This is a genomic window from Alteromonas sp. ABV2_168, assembly GCF_056161165.1.
Map to the genome: position 1 here is coordinate 378,469 of NZ_JBSWYQ010000002.1, position 25,468 is coordinate 403,936.

Sequence of the window (25,468 nt, forward strand, 5' to 3'; positions counted from 1 at the left end):
ATGACTCCTAAACCTTCGTTTTTGCGGTGGGTGTAACCGTTCCGGCATACGGCACATCAATATTGCCGTAACGACGCACCCGCAGATTTGCCTGTTCACCATGACCGGCAAAACCTTCCAGACCACACAAGCGGGAGCAATATTCTCCGATTAATGCAGAAGCATCATCAGTAACCACTTTCTGGTAAGTACAGGTTTTAATGAATTTGCCGACCCACAACCCGCCAGTATACCGGGCCGCTTTCTTCGTTGGCAGCGTGTGGTTGGTGCCAATGGCTTTGTCGCCATACGCCACATTGGTACGCGGACCAAGGAACAGCGCGCCGTAGTTAGTCATGTTCTTGAGGAAGTAATCCGGATCAGCCGTCATCACCTGCACGTGCTCACTGGCAATCTCGTCAGCAATCTGCACCATTTCTTCGTAGCTTTCTGCCACGATAACTTCACCGAACGTTTCCCACGCTTTACGGGCATGGTCAGCAGTAGGCAGAATTTCCAGCAAACGCTCAATTTCTGCCATGGTTTCTCTTGCCAGTTTTTCTGAATTGGTCAGCAGTACACCCGGGCTGTCCGGTCCGTGCTCTACCTGACCGAGAATGTCAGTAGCGCACATTTCACCGTCTACCGACTCATCAGCAATGATCAGGGTCTCTGTAGGACCGGCAAATAAATCGATACCCACGCGGCCAAATAACTGACGCTTCGCCTCAGCAACGAACGCATTCCCCGGGCCAACCAGAATATCCACACCACTGATGGTTTCTGTGCCCAATGCCATTGCGCCGATAGCCTGAATACCACCCAGCGCATAAATTTCATCCGCACCGGCCAGTGCCTGCGCCGCAACAATGGCAGGAGCAGGTTTGCCTTTAAAAGGTGGGGCGCAAGTTATTACACGGGGAACACCGGCCACTTTTGCTGTGATAACCGACATGTGAGCGGAAGCCAGCAGCGGATATTTACCACCCGGCACATAACAACCGGCAGCGTTTACCGGTAAATTCTTGTGTCCCAGAATCACTCCGGGCAGAGTTTCTACTTCTACATCTTTCATGGAGTCGCGCTGAATTTGCGCGAAATTACGCACCTGCGTCTGGGCGAATTCAATATCTTTCAGATCTTGCGGGGACAGCGAGTCCATACACGCCTGAATTTCTTCCTTTGTCAGGCGGTAGTCTTCTCTGTCCCAGTTATCAAACTTAACGGATAAGTCGCGGATAGCCGCATTGCCCCGCTTTTCAATGTCTTCAAGTGTCGCTTCTACAATCTCGCGTACTTTGCGGTCAGCATCTGCTTTAACCTGCGCTTCCGCGCCCCGCTTTAACCAAATAGCCATGGTGGTCTCCGTTACAAATAGGGTAATTAAAAGCCGTCTATCACTGTTCTGGTGTGAACCACCGACGGCGGGGCAATAAAGAACTCAGACACCAGCGACCGCCAGGCAGCAAAGCCTTCAGACTGCCGGAAAGTTTCCATATGTGCTTCGACAGAGTCCCAGCGCACCAGCAAAACATATTCGCCTTCGTTCTCAATCACTGCATCCAGAGCAAAGCTGTGGCAACCTTCGGCTTGTTTGAAGTGCTCCATAGCCAGAGAGACCGCTTTTTCAAAACGACTCTTGCTCTCAGGAGAAACGACCAGTCGCGCCATTTCTGTCACCATATTTTCACTCCAAAATTCCCAGGTTAATTGCTTTGTTAATTCCAGACATATTTGCCTGATAAACAAATTCACGCAGTCAACAGTTATAAATCAGTGAGTGTATTTATAAGAAATTAAGGCATGAAATCCGAATCCGAATTATTAATAAAATGTATCTGGAAAACGAATATTTAACCTTTGAAAGGTGTTTTACTATTTGTATCCACAATGAGGAGAAGGTGAATGAAAATGAAAAAAGTGGTGGTAACCGGTGCTGGCGGTTTCGTAGGGCAAAAGTTGTGTGACGCTATTCTGGCAAAGCCCGACTGGCAGCTGACTGCCATTGATATGGTATTGCCCGATTTCCTGAAAAATAATAGCCGTGTTGCGGCGTTTGAAACCCCTTTTTCTGATGAAACCATGCTGTCAGAAGTGTTCTCATCGCCCTGTGATATTCTGTTCCACCTTGCAGCCGTTCCCGGCGGTGCAGCAGAACAGAACCCTGCACTCTCCAAAACGGTAAATCTGGATGGCACACTGACCCTGTTTTCAAAAGCGTGCGAAAATGGTCACCGTCCGCGTATAGTGTATACCAGTACGATAGCAGTCCTCGGCGCTCCTATGCCTGACGTGGTAGACGACAATGCCCCGATTGTACCGGCCATGACCTACGGTACTCACAAAGCCATGATTGAATTGGCACTAGCTGATTTTTCCCGCCGCAAACTGGCCGATACGGTCACGGTAAGACTGCCTGGCATTGTTGCCCGTCCACTTGCCAAAAGTGGCCTCAAATCGGCATTTCTAAGTGATGTTTTCCATTTGCTGAAAGCAGGCCAGCCTTATGTTTCCCCGGTGTCTGAACAGGCAACTATGTGGCTGATGTCGGTAAACCAGTGTGTAAATAACCTTATGAATGCCGCCGTGCTGGACAGCTCAAAAATGCCGGTATGCCGAGTGGTTACGCTGCCTGCAGTAAGAACCAGTATGCGTGAATTGGTGAAGGAAATTGCCACGCAGACAGGCGCTTCAGAAAAACTGGTCAGCTGGAAGCCGGATGCAGCGCTGGAAGAAGGGTTTGGAAAACAGCCTCCCTTGTTTACGCCAGCCGCAGAGCATGCCGGATTCAGTCACGACGGTGACATTACGGCACTGGTAAAAAACACACTCCTGTAAATTTTTTGTTTTACTCTTGTAAAGCTATTGGTGCAGCGGTATATTCGGTACATCTTACAGACGGGAGACATTCCAAATGATGTATTTTCTTTGCGATATTTTAACGATGTGCAATCCGGAAATTATTGAAAAAAATGAAGATGCGGAATCACCGGAAATTTCAGAATCGCCGTCATCATAAATGCGAAAAGAATTAAAAAAAGCAGCTTTATAAAGCTGCTTTTTTTTGATTTAAAATTCACTCAACACATATACAAGAGATTTTTATCGAAAAAGCCAACTCCCGGCGAGTTGGCTAAGGATGAGATTAAAACGCCCAGGAGGCTGCCAGGCCAAGAGAGCGCACTGAGTTGAGCCCCCATGTTTGCTGAATTGAAGTTAAGCCACGGTTATTTTCACCGGCATCAAAGGCCATAGAGACGGGGTATTTCTCATCAGTACAGTTATTACAGAATACCCACACTCGTAAGCCCTCATCGGTTTCAAAACCAGCGCTAATATTAAATGTAGTGATGGCATCCAGTTCAGTTGAAGGCGATGCAATACCGTAATTAATATCAGACCGGTAATATACGCTGGCATTCAGGAATCCGTAGACCGTAGCCGTGATTTCCTGCTCGTATTGCGCTTTCAGCGTGGAAGTGAAATCTGCCGCCAGTGGTGTGGAATATCCGGATGCATCGAAGAAAGCATCGTCGGGACCACACTCTGTTGAGTCCGGTGTACAGGATGCCTGTGCAAATTCATCGAAGGTTGAATCTAACAGGGCTGCGTCCCAGTAAAAGGTCAGGTTATCACTGGCCAGTGCTCTTACTGAAATTTCAGCGCCCCGCGAGGTTACAGTAGCAGCATTCTGTATGATAAACGCCTGGGCATCGAGATTAAACGACTGCGCCTGGTAATTATCAAAATCGGTATTAAACACAGACACATTGAAGATCACCTTGTCATCAAGCACTTTGCTCTTAAAGCCCGCCTCAATGGTTGTCGAAATTTCATCTTCTACTGCGAACGGAATCGCTTCGTTATCCTGATTGTCGGTATTGAAGCCCGGCGCTTTGTAGCCTTGTCCTACAGAAACATACATCATCAGGTCCGCGTCGTACTGATACTGAGCGCCAAGCTTCCAGCTCAGATTAGTGTTATCTACCGATTCGTAGAATTGACCACGGGGTCCACCGATACCTACAAAATAGTCTTTCTGCATTTGCAGCACATCAGATGAGACCTCATCCTGCGTAACCCGTGCACCTGCGGTAGCAGTAAGCTTATCCGAAAGATAAAAATCGAATTGCCCGAATGCGGCATAACTGGTTTGCGTCAATGTAGTAACAGAGTCATTTCCCAAAAAGACATCGTTGCTATAAGGACAGCCCGGCGGCGGACCAGAAATCTCAGCTTCCACACAGAATGGGAAACCAACGGCCACAAACGGTGGCGGCCCCTGCACTTCCAGACTGTTTGTCATGTTCGATTCTGAATCAAAATAGAATAAGCCCACCTGACCGGAATAGTTTTCAGTGGCAGGTAACACCAGACGCAACTCGTTAGAGAACTGTTCATACTCGTTTGTGTTCGGGTTATTTACGATATCAGGCAATGATGAAAAGTCGTTATGTAAGTTAGCGTCACTGTCGAAGTAACGCCATGCAGCAATGTTGATAAGCTCCATACCGTTATCAAATGCGTAAACCACCTCTCCCTGCAGACCACCGGTTTCTACGTCCAGAAACATTTCACCATCGGAATTGTTGGTCATGTTTTCCGGTCCCGCTACAATATTATCTGCCTCCAGCAGCGCAACGATCTCACTGTCAGGATCAACTGCACGGAACGTTCTGGCATAGCGCTCTCCGGTGCCTTCATTCTTATTGTAATCACCAATAAAATAGAGGCTCAGCGGACCATCTTCATACAGATACTTCACCTTAATCCCAGACTTTTCCTGATCTAAATCCGTGCGTTCAGTATTGGGATAAACGTTGTCAATAATACTGTCTTGCATCGAGTACAAGGCGTTAATACGCAGAGCAGAATTTTCGGATACCGGCAGATTAATAGTGCCCTTGGCAATTTTACCCGTAGCATCTGTTGGCGTGGTATCTCTTAAATTGTATTCAAACGAAATATTGCCAGAGGTTTCATCAATTACAGGGCGCTTTGTCGCAATATTGACAAGACCTGCAGACGCATTTTTACCAAACAGTAACCCTTGCGGTCCGTTCAGTACTTCCACTGAGGCGATGTCGTTGAAGGGCTGGCCGGCCAGCGCATTTCGGCCCAGGCTTACACCGTCAATTGCCAGCGCTACACTGGGGTCGATAGTCTCGGCAAAAACCTGGGAACCTATGCCACGAATGGCGTAGGTGTTATCCTGCCCCACCTGCAGCGTGGGCGCCAGAGCCGAGAGTTGTGTCAGTTCATTGATATTCTGTTCTGCCAGATCAGAGCCATAGAGCACCTGCACACTCACCGGGACTTCCTGCAGATTTTGTGTGGTTCGCTGCGCTTCCACAAGGATAACTTCAAACCCCTCAGACTCTTCCGCTTCAACAGCATCCTGGGCGTAAAGCACCGGACTGGCGATCGCTGCTGCCAGCGCCGTTACTTTGAAAATTTGCGTGTTTTTCATTTTGGTTTCCTGTTTGTCTTCACCTGCAAATGCCATTAGCCGGGTTACCGCGATCTTTGCTGCGTTTCACCATGCCACCGGACATTACTCACATCGCCTTTGTTAAACCCGTGTTCCTAATGACACATTCGATTAACAAAAAAACAAAATACAGGATTTCCCGCTATCTAAAACGCGAATTTAATGATGAGAGGTATCAATGAAATTAATACCATCATAGATAAAAAGAATTTTAAAAATCTAAGAAAGAAGAAACGGCACTCAGATTGTACCCTCTTGCAGCGCTTTCACTGCTTAACCTGCGGAACTGGCTGTATGTCCCATCCAGGTATGAACAGAGTAGAATCCGGGGGCTCTCTGAAATACTTGCTTCAGGCCGAAGACAATAATTGAAACTCAGGGGAAACGGTTGCGAAAGTGAACATAAGGGAAGTCCGTTTTCGCAACCGCTATGGGTGACACGCAGGTCTGACGACCTTCAAGACTCAACTGGAATGATAATCTTATAGTCACTGTGATAATATGACTAAAATGCTGGCTGATTAGAAATTGATTCTTTAAATAGTATCAATTAAAAAGTGCAATGCTGATTTCATTTTTTAACTTTCTTAAAGTGACACCGCTTTTAATGCCAGTAAGATCAACACCCCGCCAGTGACTTTATCAATAATGCCTGCTTTGGCCTGAATCCGTTGTACTACCACCTGACTCGACATCACCACGGCAATCAGCGTGTACCAAAGCCCGTCAATTAATGCAGGGGTTGCAACGATAACCGCTGTTTCCGCCATGTTGCCGGCCACACCGATAAACTGACTGAACAGGGCAATGAAAAAGAGTGCTATCTTAGGATTGAACAATGATATTGCCAGGCCATCCCCCGCTGCTGCCAGCGCAGAGACTTTTTTGCCAGACTGCATTTGCGCCTGAATGCCGCCTTTCGACATCAGCGATTTTACACCAAGCCAGGCCAGATACCCGGCTCCCAGCCAGGTGAGTGCTTTAAACAACACCGGTGAATGTTGCAGTAACACGGCCAACCCTGAACTGGTTAATAACGCATAGAAGAAAACGCCCGACGCATGAGCCCATGCAGTACAAAGCCCGTTAAAGCGCCCGCCGGACAGCGCATGTTTAGTCACAACCGCCAGACTCGGACCAGGAGACATGGCTCCCAACAAACAAACAGAAAATAAAGTGAAAAATACAACGATGGTCATGATGCCCCTCCAATTTCCGGCATTGTAGAAGCATCATAAGCATAACTGGAAATCATAAGATATCATTACAGTTATGATTTAGAGTAATACCAAAAGCGGTCAAAGTTGGATTGAGCTTTCGCAATGGGCAATAGCGTCTTTTACCTGCTCCCGCGCCCATTTATGTCTGATGTCGTTATCATATTTTGGATGCCAGATAAGCCAGTACTGGTTTTCGTCAACGTCGAAAGGCAGTGGCTTGTGCACAATTTGCCAAGTGTCAGCAAGGCTCTCAGCAATGTGCTCTGGCATCACCATCAGCCCGTCGAATACTTGTAAATGGCTTAATGCCGCATTGAAGAAGGGTACCCGCAAATGAACCCGACGCTGTAAATCATGCTGCCGTAGCATGTCATCAACAAAGGTATCTTTGTCAGCCCCACCAGTAATTTTAATATGCGGATAAGCAATCAATTCATTCACGGTGACATGCTTTTTTGAAGCCAGTGGATGTGACTGGTGCATCACCAGCACCGAATGGTCCGCGCCAATGCGGATACCAGAAATGCCATCCGGCTTTTGCGGCAACATGGTGGAGGCGATATCGATATTGAGTTCGTGGAGCCGGTGAATGTATTCGGGCTCCCATAGTCGCAAACTCACCGCCAGATTTGGCGCCTGCGTATTGAGCCGCTTGCATACGTCCGGCATGACATACTGGGCGACATAATCACTCGACGACAGCACCAGCTCGCCAAACCAATTTTCAGGGTCGAATACGGTTTCAGCCAACAGCAAATCGAAATCGTCCATCAGCGTGTCGAGCTTCGCTTTGAGCATTTCGGCTTTGGGCGTGAGGATCAGCTGGTTGCCATTTCGCACCAGCAACTCGTCCTGCCAGATATCCCGAAGCTGTGCTAACTGCCTGCTCACCGCTGACTGGGTGATATGAAGACGTTGCGCTGCTTTGCTCACATGGGCTTCCTGCAATAATACATGTAACGTACGAAGCAAGTTGAGGTTGGTATTTCTGAGCATGATAACGGGCTCTGGTGCGACATTATGTCGCATTGTAGCAGACCCTGTGAGAAGGAATAATCCGCGCTGATTTTTAAACTTTCGGTCAGAGATTTTATGCCTTTCAAAAACGCCCGCTTTCTTCCTGTTTCTCCCGTTTTGCTTTTTCCGCTTTCCACTTTGTTTATCGCATTATCGCTGAACGCTCAGGAAACGGATGCGACAAATGCAGACAATAGCCGCAAAGGCGACATAAGCTTTTCTGTTGGTGAACGGATTAAAGTTATAGCGAAAGCATCTGCAGACGCCAGCCGGATGCTTACCTCTGTAGACCGTTTATCCGGAGATGCGGTTCGTCAGCCAGATATTGATTATGCCTGGCAGCTGGCGGGCAGAATGCCCGGCGTGGTACTGACCGAATTTAACCAGGGCACCACCAGCGGAAAGCTCTCATTTCGTGGATTTAACGGCGAGGGCGAAGTGAATGCGGCCAAACTATTAATCGATGATATTCCGTCAAACGCAAACAGTGGCAACATGCCCTATCTCGATATGATCCTGCCCATCGAGATTTCCACCCTGGAGCTGGTGCGGGGCACGACTGACCCACGCTACGGTCTGCACAACATTGCAGGCAATGTGAACTTCATTACCCGCACCGGTGGCGATTACACCGACGCAAGACTGTCTGCAGGTAGCTTTGGCAAATGGGCTCAGGCGCTTATCTTATCCCGCCTCGCCAGACCAATCTGGAACCTTCAGTAAACCGCGGCTGGGAAGCGGGTATCGCTTACAAACCTGATGCCAGCACGAGTGCCCGCCTTACGCTTTGGAATCAAACGGCCAGCGGCGAACTGAAACGTCGACTGAACGATCCAAATGGTGATTTTGAAAACCTGGGGGCCACTGAACGGCAAGGTATTGATTTGCAGGGTGCATGGTCGCCATCGAAAGATTCTTCTCTGTGGGCAACACTCGCCTGGCAGCAAGCCGAAATTGAGACGCCCTCTCCGGATCAACCCGAACTGGAGGGCAACGATATTGATCATGTTCCTGAGTGGGTTTACTCTGCCGGTGCCGATTATTATCTGAATGAAGAAATCATGCTGTCAGCGGTATTCCGCGGCCAGACAGATTACGAACTGAACTCTGCCAATAACGCCGGAACATTTGGTGATTTCACTCTGCTGAATCTGCTTGCCCGATACCGCGTGTCAGAGAACACCGATGTGATGCTGGAGTTGAAGAACGTAACTGATGAATATTATGAGTATGTTTGGTGGGATGGTAGCCAGAGTCTGCATAGTCTGGGTGAAGGGCGCGCCGTCGCAGTTTCAGTCATGCTGAAGTTCTGACGACATGGGCATCAACTGGCGAAAGGTTCACAGACGAATCCACCTGTGGTTGGGTTTGTCTGTGGGAACACTATTTACCATCATCGCGCTATCCGGCGCGATACTCGTTTTTTATAACGAACTCGACAGCGCTATAAATTTGCCCGCCAGGCAGCCACAACAAGCAGCAGCCTCGCCAGACTATGACACCGCGCTTAAAACACTGCGTGCAGCCTACCCTGATAAAACCCGTTCATGGCGCTTTGAAGTCACGAACGACGCTGATGTTATTCCGGCCCGCTATTACAATCCCAAAGAGACGGCAGGAGAAGACTTTGCACCTATGATGGTGTGGCTAACCGCCGACGGGACCACCGTTTTACGGCGTGACTTCTGGGGGCAGTATTTCGTTACCTGGATTTACAATCTGCACTTTCGTTTATTGCTGGGTAAAACCGGCGGCATCATAGTGGGATACCTGGGGCTTGCATGCACATACTTGCTGATAAGTGGCTTGATTGCCTGGTGGCCCAAACGGGGACAATGGGCGAGGCAACTGCGTTTTAAGCGCAAGGCGAATAAAATCGGGCTGCTATACGACTGGCACAAAACCCTGGGTTTATTCAGTGCTATTCCGCTTCTACTACTCTGTGTGACCGGCGTCATGCTGGCACTACCTGAAGAATCCCGCTTTGTGCTGGAACCTGTTTTTGGCCAGTCGCAGTACGCCAACTTTGCCTCTGAGAATGCCACGTCTGCACCACCCGTTATCTCTCCGGCACAGGCATTGGCTATCGCAAAGCAGGTATTGCCTGACAGTAAAGGCGCCTGGATTGAGACACCGGATGCCGAAGGCTCCCGCGCCCACTACCGCATTCGTTTGCAAGTATCAGGCGACCCTTCCCGCCGCTTTCCTCACAGTTATGTATATATCGATGGTGCGTCCGGAAAGGTACTGGAGGTGTTTGACTATCAGCTACAAGGCGCGACAAATACCATCATGAACTGGCTGCATCCGTTACACGACGGTACCTATTTCACTCTGGCAGGCCGGATATTGTGGTTACTCACCGGCATGCTGACACTGGCGCTTTTTGTGCTGGGTACCTGGCGCTGGATGCTGCGCGCCCGCCGCTGACATATTGATAATAATTATCATTTAACTTAAATTGATGCTTTGTTCAGGTTAATTGGATAAGTATGTCTACTCCCCCCGAAACTATTTCCTATTCTGATGGCAGACCCGGCATACTCGTTATTGAAGATGACCAGTCTCTGAATGATCAATTATGCGAATTTCTGAACAACCATGGCTATCTGACGACACCCTGCTTTCGCGGGGATGAAGGTCTCAATCTTGCAGTCTCCCGTACATTCAACCTGATCCTTCTCGATATCATGCTACCAGGCCAGGATGGCCTCACTGTATTGAGCATTCTGCGTAGCTGTAATGACACGCCAGTGATGGTTTTATCCGCCAAACATGCAGAAGAAGAACGTATTCGTGGCCTGAGCGCCGGCGCTGACGACTACCTGTCAAAGCCATTTAATACAGAAGAATTGTTATTACGGGTAGATGCCATACTGCGACGCTCTATGAAAGGAAATTCGCTACAACATGGTGAGTTGCAAATCGATGATTTAAAAACCGTTAGCAGGCAACAGGAAATTTTTGCAAACGGGCAAGCATTGCAGCTTACACCCACTGAATATGGCCTTTTGACTACCTTAATGCGAAATCATACTCAGGTGCTCAGTAAGGTATTTCTTTATCAAACCATTTTGCACCGCGCATTCAGTCAGTACGACCGGAGTTTAGATATGCACATGAGCAGAGTCAGAAAAAAGCTAAGCGGGGCCGGATGGGATGGTAGCCGCCTGCAAACCGTCCACGGCAAAGGATATTGCCTGAGATGAACCGGATATTGTTCTGGAAGTTATTTCTTATTGTCGGCACGGGAGTGGTCGCGCTTTTCTATCTTATTGATATCGCAGTGACGCAAATTGAAAGTGACATGAGCATGTTGCAGGAAAGTGATGTCACCCGGCTCAATGCGTGGCGTGACAGCGCTGAAAAGCTCCTTGAGGCCGGGAATGATGAAGCACTTGAAAAATGGCTTTCTGAACTGCAGCGAAAGGAAAATATCTGGGCTGCTGTCACGCGGGCGGAAATTACACACCTTGCAGGAAATACGTCCCGCAGAGATGAATACACTGGCTACAATATGGGCCGGAGTACCGAATGGCAAATTCACCTGTATTTAGATTACTTTCCCATTATGGAGCTTCCATTCTCGGACGAAAAAACCAGTCTTTTGGTTGAACTGCCTGAGCGGATGAGGCCGGGCTCATACTGGACAATCACGCGGGTCTCCTTGCAGGTATTTTTGCCTCTCATTTTACTGATTACGCTGAGTTATGTGCTTTACAGACATATTATGTCTCCCCTGAAAACGCTGGAGAAAGCCACCCGCGCATTCAGTGCCGGAAAATTTGATGTCAGAGTAAGAGAGCATTTAGGTAAGCGTGATGATGAGCTGGCGCACTTATCCACGACTTTCGATAAGATGGCAGACAGAATTGGTGACTTAATTATTCACCAACGGCAGCTAATTACGGATTTATCACATGAACTGCGTACACCGTTGACGCGGCTCGACATTGCCATCGAAAACCTGCTTACCAACACCCCCCGTTCTCCACAAGAAATGCAAACCAAACTGACACGGGTTCATAGAGAGTCTCAGCACATACGCAAGCTGGTCGACGATACGCTAACGTTGTCCTGGCTAGAAAACGAAGCGCCGGAATTACGTAATGAATCTATCGACTTAGTATCTTTGCTCGATGTGCTCATCGAAGATGCCAGATTTGAATTCCCTGATCGCCAGATAATTGGCTCACTGCCAGAAGAAGCAACGATTTATAATAGTAACCATCGTGCACTGGGTCAGGCCGTAGAGAACATTTTACGAAATGCTCTGCGCTACACGCCGGCCGGAAAAAGCGTACATCTTAGCCTGGAAAAAGCAGTGGATGGTTACCGCATTACAATCATCGACGAAGGACCGGGCGTGCCCACCGAATTCCTGAATGCCATTTTTCGCCCGTTTTTTCGTGTAGATAAATCAAGGCCTGCAGAGAGCAACAGCTTCGGACTAGGTTTATCACTTGCTGAGCGACAATTAAAAGCCATATCGGCCGCAGTATCAGCATCTAATGGCGCTGGTTCAGGTCTTATAATGACTGTGGATTTACCGCAAATGTAACAAATGTAAAAGTCCTGTCTCTTGCCCTTAAGGTTAATGATAATAATTCTTATTCATAAAAGAAAAGGACTCAACCGTGAACAAAATCGCGCTTGCCGGCTTCATTTGTGCGACATCAGCCCCTACATATCATCTCTATGCGCAAGCACTCCCTGAACAGCAATCCGTTGAAAAAATAACGGTTGTCGGAGCGGCTACCAATCTGAGCATAACGGCTGAAGACATTGAGCATTATCAGGCAAACGATTTGGAAGATATTTTCCGCTATTCGCCCTCAGTAAGCGTTGGCGGCTCGGTGGGAGTAGCGCAAAAAATCTACATTCGCGGCCTGGAAGATGCGCTGCTGAACGTGACAGTGGACGGCGCACAACAGACTTCTACTTTATTCCACCATATTGGACGTGTAACGCTCGACCCGGATTTACTCCAACAAATCGATATTCAGGCCGGAGCCGGTGAAGCGACGAGCGGTCCGGGGGCTATTGGTGGTTCTATTCGTTTTAAGACGAATGATGCGAATGATCTTCTCGCTACAGGTGAACAGTTTGGCGGCAGGCTGAAAGCCAACTATTTTACGAATGACGGGCGCAGATTAAGTGGCACCGTCTATGGCAAGCTAAGTGATTCCTGGGGCGTACTTGGTTATTACAGTGATATTGATCGTAACGATATGGAAGATGGCGAACGCAACGCGATCCGCGGGTCATCAGCGGATCAAAGCATGCTTTTCATCAAAGCCAGCGGCAATATTTCGGCAAACCAGTATCTTTCCCTCAGTGTTGAACAACGTGACGAAGAAGGGTTGTTCTCTGCCCGTCCTAACTGGATAGTTCAACCAGAGGACCCGCTTTATTCCAGTGAAGCAAAACGTGACACCTACGTCGCAAACTACCGCGTGAATGTGAATACACTGGTGAATATAGAAGCGACTGCTTACTCGACCAGTTCCTCTTTCCGTGGCGGGCGCTTCGACTGGCTGGCTGAAATTGACACCTATGGGTTCGATATCCGCAACACCAGTGATGTTCAGGCCCACCGGTTTATTTATGGTGTTGATTACCGCAATGATGAAGTAGACAGTGGCTATGCCGTTGCACAACCTGAAGAAGATCACGGAGAAACAGGAAGTGTCACAGGCATTTACTTTCAGGGCTACAGCGACATAACCAGCGACTTACTTTTGAGCTACGGCGTGCGTTATGACAACTACCGCTATGAGCAAAAGATCTTGCTTGACGATTATTACGGAACACCGATAACAGAACCTGCAGCAAAACTTAACGACACAGAAATGAGTTACAATGCGGGACTGGCCTATTCGCTCACAAAGGCATGGACACTGGGGCTCAGCTATGCCGAAGCGGCAAGAGGCAAACAAATCGGTGACGGCTTTACCATCGACAGCTATTTGTACGATCGCTCTGAGAACCCGGTCGTCAACGACGGGTTAAAACCAGAAACGGCAGAGAATATTGAGGCGTCCGTAGAATATCAGGCGAATAACTTACATGCCCGTGCAGCCGTTTATCACTCTGCGATTAATGATGTCATCTATGACGGAGCCAACAGCACCTCTGTCTACAACAATATCGGCACCATCGATTCAAAAGGCTTTGAATTCGATTTAGCTTACCGCTGGTCTGACTTTGACTTCTTCGTTGGCTTTTCTTCTATGGATGCAGAGTTATCGCCGAGGAGTTCGCTGTACTCAACAGATTACGGCAGTATTGATATCAATGGTTATGAGTTTTTAGGTTTAGGTAATAGCCGTGGCAATACCTGGGTAGCGGGCGTCGAATATTTAATCAATGCCGACGCGACTATAGGGGCAACGGTGACCAGAGTAGACAGTTTAACCATTGACACTCTGCATGCCGATTTAGATAACGGTTGGGTTGATGCATTGTACGCATTAGAGAAACCAGGCTATACCACTTTAGATCTTTTTGCCCAATGGCAGATATCTGACAGCTTCATCGCCAATGTTGCTCTTACTAATCTGTTCGACAAATTGTATCGCGATCACTCCAGTGTCGGTGATTACAGTGGCGTTGCAGGATACGAACTAGTGGTTGGCCCCTACGAAGCGGGGCGCGATATTCGCCTCACGGTCACGTACGATTTTTAATATCAGTACGCTTTACCAAAATTAGTCCTGAATAAGGCTGCACTAAGATATGCAGCCTTCTTTGTTTTCACTCTTTACCCCAACCACTGATTCAGCACCACGTGGGTTTTGATTTTGATAATGTCGTCGATGGTATCGATATGTTCGCGGATTTCATGTAGCCGGCGCATGGTTTCTGCTTTTATCAGCACAATCAGGTCGCACTCGCCGGTAACACCGTAGCACGACACTACCTCAGGAATGGCGCGAAAATAGGGCACCACATCCGCGCACCGTGCCCGCTTGTGTTGGATTTCCAGATAGGCTGCAACGCCTTCTTTTTGCGATTCTGACAACATAACCTGATAGCCGCGGATCACATTGTTCGATTCCAGCTTCTTAATTCGTTCTGTGACAGCGGAACGTGACAGGCCCACTTCATCAGCAATAGCTGAAATACTGGCCCGGGCATTTTGCCGGAGCTGAGCAAGAATAGCCTGATCGAATTTGTCCATCGTGATTCCGTCATTTTGCAGGTAAAAAGTCTTTCTGCCGTCAAAGTGACGGCAACAACGCGCTGAATGCACGCAAAGTAACACGTTATGAAGCGCAAAAACGCAGTATATTACGCAATTGAAATTAACGCAGTACGATTGGGTTTGTTTATCACCATGCACGATGCAAATAACAAAATTGGACGCTGGCAGGGCGCAGGGCTGCTGACCACCACTTTGCTGGGTACCAGCGTATTTATTCTGCCACAGATGACCATCAACACCGCTGGCCACTGGGCGATGATCAGCTGGCTTGTGCTGACAGTGGCAATACTGCCCGTTGCCATGGTGTTTGCTAAGCTCTCCTCCCGCTACCCTCATGCGGGCGGCCCGGCCTATTTTGTTGAAAAAGCGTTTGGCAAATCTGCAGGCAGAACTATCGGTTTGCTTTTCTTATTTGTGGTACCTATTGGCGCGCCCGCGGCCATCATTATGACGTACTGGTTTATCGAAACGCTGTTTGGTCTCTCACCATACTGGGCGCTGCCCGTTCAACTGGGCATCATCGCGCTGCTGTTTGCGCTTAATTATCGGGGTATTCAGTTTTCTTCGACCCTACAGCTCATGCTCACGCTCGTTATTACTCTGGTAGTTATTGCCATGCTGGCAGGTCAGCCTGTGGCGTCGGGCGAACAGCTCCATGAGGCAACGACGACGCCCTTTGATATGAATCCTATGCTGGCTGCCATGGGTATCGCGTTCTGGAGTTTTCTGGGCATAGAAGCCATTTCCCATCTGGCCGACGATTTTAAAAACCCGGGGCGGGATTTAGTCCCCGCAATTATGACCGGCACATTACTGGTGGGGTTAATTTACCTGGGCTGTACCTGGCTGCTCATCGACACGCCAGTGTCTGATGCTTTGAGCATGGTCATCGTATTTGATCAAATTTTCTCCGGTGGCGGTGCGGCGGTTATCGGTGCACTCGGTGTGGCTGGGGGTCTGGCAACCGTGAACGTATACACAGCCAGTCTGGCCCGGTTAACCTGGAGTTTAAGCAACGATAAAGTTTTTCCGGGTTACTTCCAAAGCCTCAACCAGTACAACGTGCCTCAACGGGCGCTGCAATGCGTACTTGTCGTCATGACACTCACCCTGGTTATCACGCATTACGGTGCGTACAACCTGGAAGACCTGATTGGTTGGGTAAACGGCGTATTTGTACTGATTTATCTGGCAAGTATGCTGGCGGCCGTCCGCCTTTTATCAGCAAAGCACCGTCCACTGGTAATGCTAAGCTGCCTGTTCTGCGCCACCATCGCCGTGGGACTGGGCACAAAGATGCTCTATGCACTGGGATTGTTCTGCGTGTGCGCGCCACTGCTTTGGTATCAGCAGCGCCACCTGCAAACGAAGCTCAACAGTTGTCAGTGAAAACAAAAAGAAAAGGCCGCCTGTGGGTTTGGGCGGCCATTGTTATCGTTAGTTGCTCTTTTCAGGCGCAAAAACAGGCATTTTACTCAGCTCGCTTCTGTCGAAGGCCGGCGCTTTAAATAAGTACGGATAAAAGTATTTCCGTAATGATTCATGGTAATCGCGCACTTGCTGTTCGTAATGCCATGCCGCTACCGGATCGGTTTCCGCTAGCCGGGTAACACTTCTTGAAACCCAGCTTGCTGGCGACAATACCGACAACCAGGATGCTGCCTCGTACTTCTGTTTCGCCACTTCGCGGTATGCGAGAGACAAAGGCTCTGCGGCCTGATCACCGGTCTGCTGAAATGCGTAATACCATTTCCAGTCCCACAATGAATCCATCTTTGTATAAGGCTTCCACTCGGGGTGACGGGCGGTAAAAGCATCCATTGTAGTTTCAAACGGGAGCTCCCATGCACCGTTTACCGCTTCCCTTTGAGTCATCAAGATTTCGCCGCCCTGTGGTCCTGTAAACATACGCTCAATGGCCACACTTCCCAGCGCCGGCAAAACGAAGCTGCTGACCAACCATAAGCCCAGAAGTGCAGACGCCAGATGAGGTGCTGAGGAGTCTTTCTTACCAAACCAGTAACAGAGTGCTGCCCATAATGCGATGTGCAATATGGTGATCAGCGACACCAGAACAATATGGATAGCCAGCGCCCCGTTCCACACCGCGCCAATCCAGAACGGGATCAGCAGCGCCAGAGACAGGAACGACACCATGGAAACGGTTCTTGGCAACCACAAACCAAACTTGCGGCGGGCTGACACCACCAGCAATGCATACCGGCCGGACGCACGTTCGGCGGCGCGGATATCATGCAATAACAAGATGGTGATCAACGGGGCAAGAATACTAATGACGAACGTGAAATCGATACGCCCTGCCATAGCCATTTCGGGATTACCGGTATCAGACTCGTAAATTTGCCCTTCCAGTGCAAGCGCGCGGATGCGGTGCTTCCATGGATAAGAATCACGGCTTCCCAACCCGGCGAATGCGAGGTTTGAAGGCGGATCGTAAGTCAGACTAAAGGCATAGTATGCCACACTGCCATAACCGGTTTTCTGTTCCAGCACTTCAGCGCGGTCGATGCGGTCGGCGTCGATAAGCCGTGATATTGTCTCACGCTGTTTTTCTACTTCCTGCGTGCCTGTCCACACCGAAAATGCCGACAGAGCAAACGCAACAAACAGCAAGAAAACCACACTCTTTTTAGTCAGGATAAGCCCTGATTCACGCTTTAAATCCGTCCAGTTCATGCGCGTCTCCCTGCAAAAAATACGGCACCAAATAAAACAACAATCAACACACCTAACTGAAAAAATGCCGTACTGCCAGAGGCCAGTCTCTGTGTCACGGATTCGGGCTCAAACGTATAGGCTTCCAGCATTTTCCAGTTTGCAGAGTCGACTTTTGCTTTCTGACGGTTTGCTTCACTCTGGTACTTATTCGCGTCATCCGCATAAGACAAAGCTTCGGCATGGAGTTTGTTCAATGACTGCACAAAATCGTAACGCACGGCTTCTGCTTCTTTCAGGAACCGGTGATAGTTTTCCAGATCGGTTGCTGCAAGTTTCATCGATAAGGTCTGGATAGCAATGGTAGGAGAAATCCAGCCAAACTGGCGGGCAACATTAGCCTGCGCCTGCTCCTCATTCATGCTTTGCGACGCAAACCGGTTAATCACTGCGGTGAGGTCTGCTTCTGACTTTTGTGCTACAACGCCTTTGAAGTTAACCGGCAAGTCCTCAATACTTTCTACATTGTATTTAGCCAGCAAATCACTTTTAAACTTCTTAAAAGCAGGATCACTGTCGTCGTGAGCGTCGCCTAATGTACGTAATTCCTCGAGAACAGCAAAATCAGTCTCCAGCTTCCCGGGCGACGAGACGGCCATTGTGGCTGCACTTACAGAAACTCTTGGCAGAACAAGACAAATAGCGATCCAACTGAAAATCAGAACACCAAAACTGCTCCGGTTGGTTGTGGCAAGCACGGAAACCAGCATAACTAACGCCACCCAGACCATCAGATAGAGTGCGTAACCCGCTAAGAATGAAAGTGCAGCAACGATACCCGCGCCCTGAAATGCAGCGTAAAGCGCGCCAAGGGCCAGCGGTAACAGTACCACCCCGGCGGCCATGAACAAGGCCAGGGTCTTACCGGCAATCAAAGTGAGTGGTGATACACCCTGCACTTTGAGGAATGTGAACGTACCCGCCTCTTTTTCGCGGGTAATCACGCTGTAGCCCATGACAATAAGTAACAGAGGCGCAAGTATTTGTAAGACGGTTGCGGGCGATAGTTTACCCAGCCAGTTAAGTCCGGTACTTTGCTGCTGGCCCGAAAATGTCGCGCCGTTCTGACGGTGACCTTCTAAAAAGATGGCAGTACCTGTGTATGTATCGATGCCCGGGTCAATGCGGCCAAGAGGTGTTGGCGTACGAAACAAATAGTGACCGAAATGCACCATCCGGTGAGGATGGCGGTCTGGCTGGTCTTCAAAAGCGTGCTCTGACTCAGACTGCAGAATATGGCGGCTATGGTTATCTGCGTCCACCGTCATTGCAGTAATCACCACTGATGCCAGCGTAAGAATAACCGTAAAAATTAATACAGTAATCGCCAGTTTCGTCCGGAACCAGTATCGCCATTCATCTTTTGCGATAGTAATTATTTGCCTGCTCATGCTGCAACCTGTCCCTTCGCGAAAGCTGCGTGTACCGCTTCAGTATCAATACTCTCGCCGGGGTTAGCAGTGAACGTTCCTACGATTTCGCCGTCACGTAACAGGCCAATCCGGTGTGCCACATGGCAGGCACCATATACATCGTGAGTAACCATCAGGATGGACTTACCTTCACTGGCAAGCTGGCTGATAAGGCGGTTCAGTTCATCGATAGCAACGGGATCTAAGCCAGATGTGGGCTCATCCAGAAACAAAATGGGCGTATCGCGCAGCAGCGCAAGGGCGATAGCTGTCTTCTGACGCATCCCCTTCGAATAATGGCTCATCTTCTTGTGCCATGCGGTACTTTGCAGTGCCACACGTTTCAGGGCTGACTCTATATCGCCGGTACTGCGTGTCAGACCTGCCAGAGAAATGAAGTACTTGATGTTCTCAATAGCACTCAGGTGCTCATAGAGCATGACTGATTCCGGCAAATAAGCCACTTTCTCGCGGATGATCTCCGGATGTTGTGCCACTTCTTTACCCTGCACTTTCGCAGAGCCGGAAGAGGGTGAAATAAGACCCAGAAAGGTTTTCAAGGTTGTCGATTTTCCCGCACCGTTCCCGCCTAACAGCGCCAGCACTTCGCCCTTTTCAATATGAAAAGCGATATTTTTTAATATTTGTTGCGTGCCGAGCGTGACACACAGATTATCTGCCTGTAACGCATATGCTGTTTGTTCCATTTTCTCTGTTCCGTTATCACACTAAAAAGAAAATGTTATAACGTAACGAGTTGTAACCACAAGCAGCTTATCGCACATCTCGCTATATTAGACGCGCGAGGCTTAGCTAAAGCCTCGAATGAATAGCACTGCGATAGGCGTCAATTGCGGGCAACAACGAGGTAATAAGCGTCGCTACTACCACAGCACCAATAACCATTGCGCTGTGCGTATTAAACACATTGGCAGATAAAAACAGGCCGTACTCACTGGCCAGCCAGCCTTTCGCGCCGGCAAAAATGGATGTGACTAACCCCAGTGACACCACACTGGCACCGACAGCAATGACAATGGCTTCGGTTAAAATAAGTAAAAACACCACGCCGGCTCCGGCACCTAATATACGGAGCACTGCAATCTCTTTTTCCCGCTGCTGCATGGAAGCCAGCAGCATGGTAGACAGCCCGAATAATGAAGACACCAGGATCAGTACGCTGATCACACGCAGAATATTCTCTACCGTGCCCATCATTTTCCATAACTCAGCCATGGCTACGCCGGGCAGAATGGCCATGAGTCTGTCATCTTCATAATTGTTCAGCGCCCGCTGTAAAGTGAACGTGGCAAATTTCGATTTTAGTCCCAACAACACGGCGGTTACGCTGTCTGGCTGAACCAGTGGATTGGAAAAATCATCGGGGTTTGCGAGGATGTCTTTCAGTTGGGAAGGCGCCAGATGCATGGCCTCGATACCCGCTAAACTCACATGTACGGTTTTATCAACCGGTGTGCCGGTAGGCGCGAGAATACCGGTAATAGTAAACGGCGACTGCTCATGATTGGTAAAGCTTACGGCTCCGGTACCATGGGCAATAACAATCTTATCGCCGACCTTATAGCCCAGCTTCTTTGCCACGTCCGCACCAATGACTGTGTCGAATATGCCTTTGAACGATTCGCCGTCAGCAAAGGCCAAATGCTGCTTATTGCCGTACTTATACTGATCGAAGTAGGTTTGATTGGTACCTAACACGCGGTAACCGTGATGAGAGTCTCCCAGTGCGACTGGAATTGCCCAGCTTACCTGTTCGTTATTTTCGAGCATTTCAAAACTGTCGTATTCCACGTTATTGGTGGGGCTGCCCATGCGGAAAATACTGTAGAGCATGAGGTTCATCTGTCCGCTTGGCGCACCGACAATTAAGTCCACACCGGACACCGTGCGGTTGAAGCTGGCCTCTGCCTGCAAACGGATGTGCTCAACACTGAGTAATACACTGATACTGATGAGCAACGAAAGAAAAGTAAGCAGCACTGACTTCGCGCGGCTTCGTAAACTGCTTACTGCAAAAGATAACAACATTATGCCACCTCACTGAATGAGCATAACGACTGCAAAGACACTGATGACGACAGATACTGCGCGAGGCTTTTGTCATGACTGACGAAGATAAGCGTAGTGTGATGTTGTTTACACAGATCAATCAGCAGAGTCATAAATGCATCACGGGCATCGGTATCCAGCGCAGAAGTCGGCTCATCCACCAGCAGAATTTCAGGTTCATTGATGAGCGCGCGGGCAATGGCCACACGTTGCTGCTGTCCCACACTTAAGCTTTTAGCTGACTGGGTTAACACTTCTTCAGACAGTTTAAGGGCGTTAATTAAGCCCGCTGCTTTGCTTTTGATATTGCCATTGTTGCCACCGAAATAAGCGGCCAGTTCGATGTTCTTCAATACACTGAGATGAGGCACCAGGTTAAATTGCTGGAATACCACCCCGATGTGCCGGGCACGGAACCCGTCGCGCTTACCGGATGACAGTGAAGAGAAATCCTCGCCCAGCAAGGTAATATCACCGCTGTCTGCGTTCAGTACACCGGCCAGCATATTCAATAACGTGGTTTTCCCCGAGCCCGACGGGCCATGCAAAAAGATGCGGTCACCTTTTTCCACTGTCCATTCCGGCAGTGTCATGCGGGTTTTACTTTTCGGGTACTGATGAATCACATCTTTGAGATGTATCGCGACAGAAGCCGACGAAGTGCTTGTATGCTGACTATTCAAACTGAACTCTTATCGTTATTATAGAATCTGGTGATGTTATAACATCGGATATTTTATCTAACCAATAGCGACGCTTTTAATGAAACGAATCCTGAGACAAACCGCAATTTTAATGTGTATAAGTGCGTGTCCCTTCAGCGCGTCACTATCTGCTGCCGAATATGAAGAAATAGAGTGGACTGCGTTGATGCCGGCAAGTGATTTGGCGGCGCTGCTGGACCCACCTGACTATCTAAGCAATGTTAAGGACGGATCTCAACAAGATTCTGTAAAGGCATTCACACAGAACTCGTTTGAAGATGAGAAAGTAGAGCGTTTCAAGCAGGCGTTAAGCTCTGTGCAGGTCATTCCTGAATTTGACGGCCGTTCAATTAAAATTCCGGGCTACGTGGTCCCCCTTCAACAAAATGAAGAAAAGTTGGTGACCGAATTTTTCATCGTTCCCTACTTTGGTGCCTGTCTGCATATGCCACCGCCACCGCCTAATCAGATTATTTATGTGAGCTACGAGCAGGGACTGGAGTTAGAGGATTTACAGCAGCCTTTCTGGTTCGAGGGCGAAGTGGATATTCAAACCCGTCAGCATGAATTAGGCACTGCAGCTTACACACTGAAAGTGGACAATTATGAACTATTTGAATAAAGCGCTGCTGATTCCGGCAGGAGTGATGAGCATTGTTTGCACCTCCGGCGCATCAGCCTGTGATTTTCACGGAGAAGGTATGGCAGGTTTTGCTGCTTACCACCCTATGATGCAGCAACACATGCAACAGACGCGATTCGACAATATCAGTGTGACTGTACCCGGCAAGGCAAGTACCTCAACAGGGGTAGAAACAAACAGCGAATTAGCCTTCTTTGTGCCAACATCTTTCTACGATGTCAGTGTCAATATCAAAGGCAGCGAACATATAAAATTACTGTCGGAAGAATCAATTCGCATTGCCGGGATAACAAAAAAATCAACGATGATTTTCCGTGCCATGGAAAAAGGAGAGCATACAATAACCGTGATCCTCACGGCTAAACGGGGCTCAACACCGGTGGAAATTGAGAAGACGCTTAAAATTCAGTCGGTGTAGGCAGGCCTGAAATGCACGCTAAAGCAGGATTAATCGTTGGCCTGGCTTTACTGGCAGGCGTAGTTGCCGGGTTTCTCCTGACCGGCGGTTCACCATTTCCGGCTGAGTCATCCGGCCTCAGCAAAAATGCCATTTTTGTAAGCAGCAATGAAGATTTGCGAAGTCAGTTTGAAAATGAAAAGCCATGGCATGCAGGTTGGAAAGACTTACTGCCGGAAAACGAAGCATCCCTCATAAAGCAGTACCAGCCCGACAAAACAAAGCCAATGAATGAACAGGTTTTCACATCCATTCAGGCGTCTTTCGATGCTGACTACCAGGCAACGCTGACATCTACAACTACCGTGAAAACGTTGCACAACAGAGCCGTTACAATCAACGGCTTCATCGTACCGTTAGAGGTGAATGACCAGCGTGAAATCCTGTCTTTTTTTCTTGTCCCTTATTTCGGCGCCTGTATTCACTTCCCTCCCCCGGCACCTAATCAAATGATTTATGTCCGCTCACCTGAGGGCTTTACCATGGACGGCAGCAGCGATGCGTATACCATTAGCGGAATTCTGCAGGTGGCCATGTTTGAAGACCCTGTGGGGACGTCTGCTTACCTGATGGACGCTGTAAGTATTCAACCTTTTTCAGGTAAACCCGACGACGTAAGGGATCACGAGTTTCAGACTTACTGAAATGCCTTACATAAAATCCAGTGTCATGATCAGGCGTTTTTCACCGCTTTCCAGCAACGGTGATCGGTGCACAATGGCTCCGTGCTCATTGCCTTCCCATGCGGAACCTTTCAACAGCGCGATGTCGCCTGCCTGCATGGTTTGAACATCCAGCGCAGATTTCATTAGCCCTGACTGATCGTCCGGCAACCCTTTACTGGCATGCCCCAGCATGGCGCGGTTAACCGCATGATTCGCTAACCATTGTGTGCCTTTGCCAGCGTAGGTCGTGATAAAACGGCAGGGCACACGGTCGATATGAAACCGGGGACACATGGCACTGTCCAGTGTCCGGATCCGCAGGCCAACCCGTTCAATGTCAAAGAGATAGGCAAACATCTCTGTCATCCGGGCGATATCGTCTGATAAGGCACTCCCCCAGGCTTTCAGCTGGTCAATTTCATCAAGCTGCTCTGGTATCTTGCTGGTTATAATTTCTTCGGTTACGTTGAGCTTTTCACCCTGTGCCAGCCGCGCTTCTAAAAACTTAAGCAATTGCGTATTAAGGCTGCGCTCCCAAATTACAAGGTTATTGTGATCCCGGTATATTTCCGCCAGTACCTCCGGCACCTCGCCGGTAACACACTGGCGGATGTCGTCAAATTGCAATGCTGCACTCATGATGCTGCCTCCCATTTTGGAAACGGATCATCGAGCATTTGCCAGACGGCTTTTCCCTGCACCATCATTTCATCTTCCAGCAAACAGTCATTCAGTGCACAGGTAATCGCCTGCTCATCAAGATCCTGCCCGATAAAAACCAGCTCCTGTCTCATATCGCCGAAAGGCTCTTCCCATTGCTCAGCAATACTTTTCAGGTAATCTTCATCATCCGGCCACTGGCTTTTATCAATGGCTTTCCAGAACATGCCGCCGAAACCATAACGGGCAATGCCTCCTGCCTGACTCCACTGTCCTGCAAACTCCGGGCGGCTGGCAAGCCAGAAAAATCCTTTCGAGCGCAATAACTTCCCGTAATTTTCACTGCCATGTAAAAATTGATAGAACTTGTCCGGGTAGAAAGGCCGGCGCGCTTTATAGGTAAAGCTGCTTATGCCATATTCTTCGGTTTCAGGTACGTGCTCTCCGCGTAGTTCTTTGAGCCAGCCCGGCGCTTGTTGCGCTTTGGCGAAATCAAATAAACCTGTTCCCAACACCTCACGAATATCAGTCTGACCATTTGCAATGGGCAAAATCTTTGCCGATGTATTCAGCGTTCTGAGGATAGCAGTGAGCTTCTCTGTTGCCTGCGGCTCAACCAGATCGGTCTTACTGATCAAAATGACATCAGCGAACTCCACCTGATCGATAAGCAAATCTGATACGCTTCGCTCATCATCATCGCCCAGTGATTCTCCTGCTTCCTGCAAGTACTTCGCTTCATCGAAGTCACGTACAAAATTCACCGCATCCACCACCGTCACCATGGTGTCTAGGGTGGCGACATCAGACAAAGACACGCCGTCTTCGTCGGCAAATGTAAAGGTTTCAGCTACCGGCAATGGCTCTGAAATGCCCGTAGACTCAATCACGAGGTAATCGTACTTGCCGCTTTGCGAGAGCTCTCTTACCTCAATCAGCAAGTCTTCACGCAGCGTGCAGCAAATACAGCCATTGCTCATTTCAACCAGCTTTTCTTCGCTGTGATTCAGTGATACGTCACTTTTAAGCAGCGAGGCGTCGATGTTGATTTCACTCATATCATTCACAATCACCGCCACGCGCAAACCATCGCGGTTATTAAGAATATGAGTTAAAAGAGTCGTTTTTCCTGCTCCCAGGAAACCCGACAGTACAGTAACGGGTAACTTATTGTGGTGCATGGTGGTGGTGCCTGTTCTGAGAGTTT

24 protein-coding genes are annotated in these 25,468 nt (G+C 48.9%); 11 read left to right on the top strand and 13 right to left on the bottom strand.

Annotation, left to right across the window (positions count from 1 at the left end; all coding sequences use genetic code 11):
* Positions 1–7: 7 nt before the first annotated feature.
* Both hisD and ACXAH4_RS04590 read right to left on the bottom strand, forming a co-directional pair.
* Entirely contained in the window at positions 8–1,336 is a 1,329-nt protein-coding gene (gene hisD, locus ACXAH4_RS04585) for a histidinol dehydrogenase (protein ID WP_474880955.1), read from the bottom strand.
* Between the two features lie 26 nt (positions 1,337–1,362).
* Positions 1,363–1,662, bottom strand: coding sequence for an antibiotic biosynthesis monooxygenase family protein (locus ACXAH4_RS04590; RefSeq protein ID WP_474880957.1), 300 nt, complete (start codon positions 1,660–1,662; stop codon positions 1,363–1,365).
* A 222-nt stretch (positions 1,663–1,884) separates the two neighbouring features.
* Here ACXAH4_RS04590 and ACXAH4_RS04595 point away from each other — a divergent pair, with 222 nt between their 5' ends.
* A complete protein-coding gene (locus ACXAH4_RS04595) occupies positions 1,885–2,817 on the top strand; it encodes an NAD-dependent epimerase/dehydratase family protein (protein ID WP_474880959.1) in 933 nt (310 codons plus the stop codon).
* Between the two features lie 307 nt (positions 2,818–3,124).
* Here the strand turns inward: ACXAH4_RS04595 and ACXAH4_RS04600 are convergent, their stop codons facing one another.
* The 3 genes from ACXAH4_RS04600 to ACXAH4_RS04610 all read right to left on the bottom strand — a co-directional run bounded on the left by ACXAH4_RS04600 (position 3,125) and on the right by ACXAH4_RS04610 (position 7,719).
* Positions 3,125–5,449 (bottom strand): TonB-dependent receptor, encoded by a 2,325-nt coding sequence (locus ACXAH4_RS04600; RefSeq protein WP_474880961.1) that lies wholly within the window; start codon positions 5,447–5,449, stop codon positions 3,125–3,127.
* Positions 5,450–6,057: 608 nt separating this feature from the next.
* Positions 6,058–6,669, bottom strand: a complete 612-nt coding sequence (locus ACXAH4_RS04605) for a LysE family translocator (protein WP_474843980.1) — start codon at positions 6,667–6,669, stop codon at positions 6,058–6,060.
* 99 nt (positions 6,670–6,768) lie between these two features.
* Positions 6,769–7,719, bottom strand: coding sequence for a LysR family transcriptional regulator (locus ACXAH4_RS04610; RefSeq protein ID WP_474843981.1), 951 nt, complete (start codon positions 7,717–7,719; stop codon positions 6,769–6,771).
* A gap of 63 nt (positions 7,720–7,782) precedes the next feature.
* Between ACXAH4_RS04610 and ACXAH4_RS04615 the strand changes: the two genes are divergently transcribed.
* The 6 genes from ACXAH4_RS04615 to ACXAH4_RS04640 all read left to right on the top strand — a co-directional run bounded on the left by ACXAH4_RS04615 (position 7,783) and on the right by ACXAH4_RS04640 (position 14,396).
* A complete protein-coding gene (locus ACXAH4_RS04615) occupies positions 7,783–8,430 on the top strand; it encodes a TonB-dependent receptor plug domain-containing protein (RefSeq protein ID WP_474880962.1) in 648 nt (215 codons plus the stop codon).
* Positions 8,373–9,020 (top strand): TonB-dependent receptor domain-containing protein, encoded by a 648-nt coding sequence (locus ACXAH4_RS04620; protein ID WP_474880964.1) that lies wholly within the window; start codon positions 8,373–8,375, stop codon positions 9,018–9,020. The genes ACXAH4_RS04615 and ACXAH4_RS04620 overlap by 58 nt, the downstream gene beginning before the upstream one ends.
* A 4-nt stretch (positions 9,021–9,024) precedes the next feature.
* A complete protein-coding gene (locus tag ACXAH4_RS04625) occupies positions 9,025–10,137 on the top strand; it encodes a PepSY-associated TM helix domain-containing protein (RefSeq protein ID WP_474880965.1) in 1,113 nt (370 codons plus the stop codon).
* A 62-nt stretch (positions 10,138–10,199) separates the two neighbouring features.
* On the top strand, positions 10,200–10,916 hold the full coding sequence (locus tag ACXAH4_RS04630; protein ID WP_474843986.1) for a response regulator transcription factor: 717 nt from the start codon (positions 10,200–10,202) through the stop codon (positions 10,914–10,916).
* The gene (locus tag ACXAH4_RS04635) at positions 10,913–12,268 is read left to right on the top strand and encodes a histidine kinase sensor domain-containing protein (RefSeq protein ID WP_474843987.1); all 1,356 of its coding nucleotides are present in this window, start codon (positions 10,913–10,915) and stop codon (positions 12,266–12,268) included. Before ACXAH4_RS04630 ends, ACXAH4_RS04635 begins: the two co-directional genes overlap by 4 nt.
* 76 nt (positions 12,269–12,344) lie before the next feature.
* The gene (locus ACXAH4_RS04640) at positions 12,345–14,396 is read left to right on the top strand and encodes a TonB-dependent receptor (RefSeq protein WP_474880967.1); all 2,052 of its coding nucleotides are present in this window, start codon (positions 12,345–12,347) and stop codon (positions 14,394–14,396) included.
* Between the two features lie 74 nt (positions 14,397–14,470).
* Here the strand turns inward: ACXAH4_RS04640 and ACXAH4_RS04645 are convergent, their stop codons facing one another.
* Positions 14,471–14,890 (bottom strand): Lrp/AsnC family transcriptional regulator, encoded by a 420-nt coding sequence (locus ACXAH4_RS04645; RefSeq protein ID WP_474843989.1) that lies wholly within the window; start codon positions 14,888–14,890, stop codon positions 14,471–14,473.
* Positions 14,891–15,046: 156 nt separating this feature from the next.
* Here ACXAH4_RS04645 and yjeH point away from each other — a divergent pair, with 156 nt between their 5' ends.
* Entirely contained in the window at positions 15,047–16,303 is a 1,257-nt protein-coding gene (gene yjeH, locus ACXAH4_RS04650; protein WP_474881089.1) for an L-methionine/branched-chain amino acid transporter, read from the top strand.
* Positions 16,304–16,351: 48 nt separating this feature from the next.
* Here yjeH and ACXAH4_RS04655 read toward each other — a convergent pair whose 3' ends face one another.
* From ACXAH4_RS04655 to ACXAH4_RS04675, 5 genes are all read right to left on the bottom strand, one after another.
* Positions 16,352–17,611, bottom strand: a complete 1,260-nt coding sequence (locus tag ACXAH4_RS04655) for a DUF3526 domain-containing protein (RefSeq protein ID WP_474843990.1) — start codon at positions 17,609–17,611, stop codon at positions 16,352–16,354.
* Complete coding sequence (locus ACXAH4_RS04660; protein ID WP_474880969.1) at positions 17,608–19,041, bottom strand: ABC transporter permease; 1,434 nt, start codon at positions 19,039–19,041, stop codon at positions 17,608–17,610. The genes ACXAH4_RS04655 and ACXAH4_RS04660 overlap by 4 nt, the downstream gene beginning before the upstream one ends.
* Positions 19,038–19,769 carry an ABC transporter ATP-binding protein gene (locus tag ACXAH4_RS04665; protein WP_474849291.1) on the bottom strand — a complete coding sequence of 244 codons (732 nt, stop codon included), beginning with the start codon at positions 19,767–19,769 and terminating at the stop codon, positions 19,038–19,040. The genes ACXAH4_RS04660 and ACXAH4_RS04665 overlap by 4 nt, the downstream gene beginning before the upstream one ends.
* 106 nt (positions 19,770–19,875) lie before the next feature.
* Entirely contained in the window at positions 19,876–21,111 is a 1,236-nt protein-coding gene (locus ACXAH4_RS04670) for an ABC transporter permease (RefSeq protein WP_474849293.1), read from the bottom strand.
* Positions 21,111–21,815 carry an ABC transporter ATP-binding protein gene (locus ACXAH4_RS04675; protein WP_474843994.1) on the bottom strand — a complete coding sequence of 235 codons (705 nt, stop codon included), beginning with the start codon at positions 21,813–21,815 and terminating at the stop codon, positions 21,111–21,113. Before ACXAH4_RS04675 ends, ACXAH4_RS04670 begins: the two co-directional genes overlap by 1 nt.
* Positions 21,816–21,927: 112 nt before the next feature.
* Here ACXAH4_RS04675 and ACXAH4_RS04680 point away from each other — a divergent pair, with 112 nt between their 5' ends.
* Genes ACXAH4_RS04680 through ACXAH4_RS04690 form a run of 3 tightly spaced genes read left to right on the top strand, consistent with a single transcriptional unit; the run spans position 21,928 to position 23,580 of the window.
* A complete protein-coding gene (locus ACXAH4_RS04680; RefSeq protein WP_474843995.1) occupies positions 21,928–22,458 on the top strand; it encodes a DUF3299 domain-containing protein in 531 nt (176 codons plus the stop codon).
* The gene (locus ACXAH4_RS04685) at positions 22,442–22,897 is read left to right on the top strand and encodes a hypothetical protein (RefSeq protein WP_474880970.1); all 456 of its coding nucleotides are present in this window, start codon (positions 22,442–22,444) and stop codon (positions 22,895–22,897) included. The genes ACXAH4_RS04680 and ACXAH4_RS04685 overlap by 17 nt, the downstream gene beginning before the upstream one ends.
* An 11-nt stretch (positions 22,898–22,908) precedes the next feature.
* Positions 22,909–23,580: a DUF3299 domain-containing protein gene (locus ACXAH4_RS04690; protein WP_474843997.1), complete on the top strand. Its 672-nt coding sequence runs from the start codon at positions 22,909–22,911 to the stop codon at positions 23,578–23,580.
* 6 nt (positions 23,581–23,586) lie between these two features.
* On the opposite strand, the gene ACXAH4_RS04695 is transcribed toward ACXAH4_RS04690, so the two are convergent.
* The gene (locus tag ACXAH4_RS04695) at positions 23,587–24,240 is read right to left on the bottom strand and encodes a DUF1826 domain-containing protein (protein ID WP_474880972.1); all 654 of its coding nucleotides are present in this window, start codon (positions 24,238–24,240) and stop codon (positions 23,587–23,589) included.
* Positions 24,237–25,442 (bottom strand): zinc metallochaperone GTPase ZigA, encoded by a 1,206-nt coding sequence (zigA, locus tag ACXAH4_RS04700; RefSeq protein ID WP_474880973.1) that lies wholly within the window; start codon positions 25,440–25,442, stop codon positions 24,237–24,239. Before zigA ends, ACXAH4_RS04695 begins: the two co-directional genes overlap by 4 nt.
* Positions 25,443–25,468: the final 26 nt, after the last annotated feature.

What these genes read in the sequence shown, in the direction of transcription:
- ACXAH4_RS04670 (WP_474849293.1), bottom strand. Translation starts at nt 21,111, where the DNA reads ATGTTGTTATCTTTTGCAGTAAGCAGTTTACGAAGCCGCGCGAAGTCA.
- ACXAH4_RS04615 (WP_474880962.1), top strand. Translation starts at nt 7,783, where the DNA reads ATGCCTTTCAAAAACGCCCGCTTTCTTCCTGTTTCTCCCGTTTTGCTT.
- yjeH (WP_474881089.1), top strand. Translation starts at nt 15,047, where the DNA reads ATGCACGATGCAAATAACAAAATTGGACGCTGGCAGGGCGCAGGGCTG.
- zigA (WP_474880973.1), bottom strand. Translation starts at nt 25,442, where the DNA reads ATGCACCACAATAAGTTACCCGTTACTGTACTGTCGGGTTTCCTGGGA.
- ACXAH4_RS04595 (WP_474880959.1), top strand. Translation starts at nt 1,885, where the DNA reads ATGAAAATGAAAAAAGTGGTGGTAACCGGTGCTGGCGGTTTCGTAGGG.
- ACXAH4_RS04610 (WP_474843981.1), bottom strand. Translation starts at nt 7,719, where the DNA reads ATGCGACATAATGTCGCACCAGAGCCCGTTATCATGCTCAGAAATACC.
- ACXAH4_RS04625 (WP_474880965.1), top strand. Translation starts at nt 9,025, where the DNA reads ATGGGCATCAACTGGCGAAAGGTTCACAGACGAATCCACCTGTGGTTG.
- ACXAH4_RS04685 (WP_474880970.1), top strand. Translation starts at nt 22,442, where the DNA reads ATGAACTATTTGAATAAAGCGCTGCTGATTCCGGCAGGAGTGATGAGC.
- ACXAH4_RS04690 (WP_474843997.1), top strand. Translation starts at nt 22,909, where the DNA reads ATGCACGCTAAAGCAGGATTAATCGTTGGCCTGGCTTTACTGGCAGGC.
- ACXAH4_RS04590 (WP_474880957.1), bottom strand. Translation starts at nt 1,662, where the DNA reads ATGGTGACAGAAATGGCGCGACTGGTCGTTTCTCCTGAGAGCAAGAGT.
- ACXAH4_RS04635 (WP_474843987.1), top strand. Translation starts at nt 10,913, where the DNA reads ATGAACCGGATATTGTTCTGGAAGTTATTTCTTATTGTCGGCACGGGA.
- ACXAH4_RS04660 (WP_474880969.1), bottom strand. Translation starts at nt 19,041, where the DNA reads ATGAGCAGGCAAATAATTACTATCGCAAAAGATGAATGGCGATACTGG.
- ACXAH4_RS04620 (WP_474880964.1), top strand. Translation starts at nt 8,373, where the DNA reads ATGGGCTCAGGCGCTTATCTTATCCCGCCTCGCCAGACCAATCTGGAA.
- ACXAH4_RS04600 (WP_474880961.1), bottom strand. Translation starts at nt 5,449, where the DNA reads ATGAAAAACACGCAAATTTTCAAAGTAACGGCGCTGGCAGCAGCGATC.
- ACXAH4_RS04695 (WP_474880972.1), bottom strand. Translation starts at nt 24,240, where the DNA reads ATGAGTGCAGCATTGCAATTTGACGACATCCGCCAGTGTGTTACCGGC.
- ACXAH4_RS04605 (WP_474843980.1), bottom strand. Translation starts at nt 6,669, where the DNA reads ATGACCATCGTTGTATTTTTCACTTTATTTTCTGTTTGTTTGTTGGGA.
- ACXAH4_RS04655 (WP_474843990.1), bottom strand. Translation starts at nt 17,611, where the DNA reads ATGAACTGGACGGATTTAAAGCGTGAATCAGGGCTTATCCTGACTAAA.
- hisD (WP_474880955.1), bottom strand. Translation starts at nt 1,336, where the DNA reads ATGGCTATTTGGTTAAAGCGGGGCGCGGAAGCGCAGGTTAAAGCAGAT.
- ACXAH4_RS04665 (WP_474849291.1), bottom strand. Translation starts at nt 19,769, where the DNA reads ATGGAACAAACAGCATATGCGTTACAGGCAGATAATCTGTGTGTCACG.
- ACXAH4_RS04680 (WP_474843995.1), top strand. Translation starts at nt 21,928, where the DNA reads ATGTGTATAAGTGCGTGTCCCTTCAGCGCGTCACTATCTGCTGCCGAA.
- ACXAH4_RS04645 (WP_474843989.1), bottom strand. Translation starts at nt 14,890, where the DNA reads ATGGACAAATTCGATCAGGCTATTCTTGCTCAGCTCCGGCAAAATGCC.
- ACXAH4_RS04630 (WP_474843986.1), top strand. Translation starts at nt 10,200, where the DNA reads ATGTCTACTCCCCCCGAAACTATTTCCTATTCTGATGGCAGACCCGGC.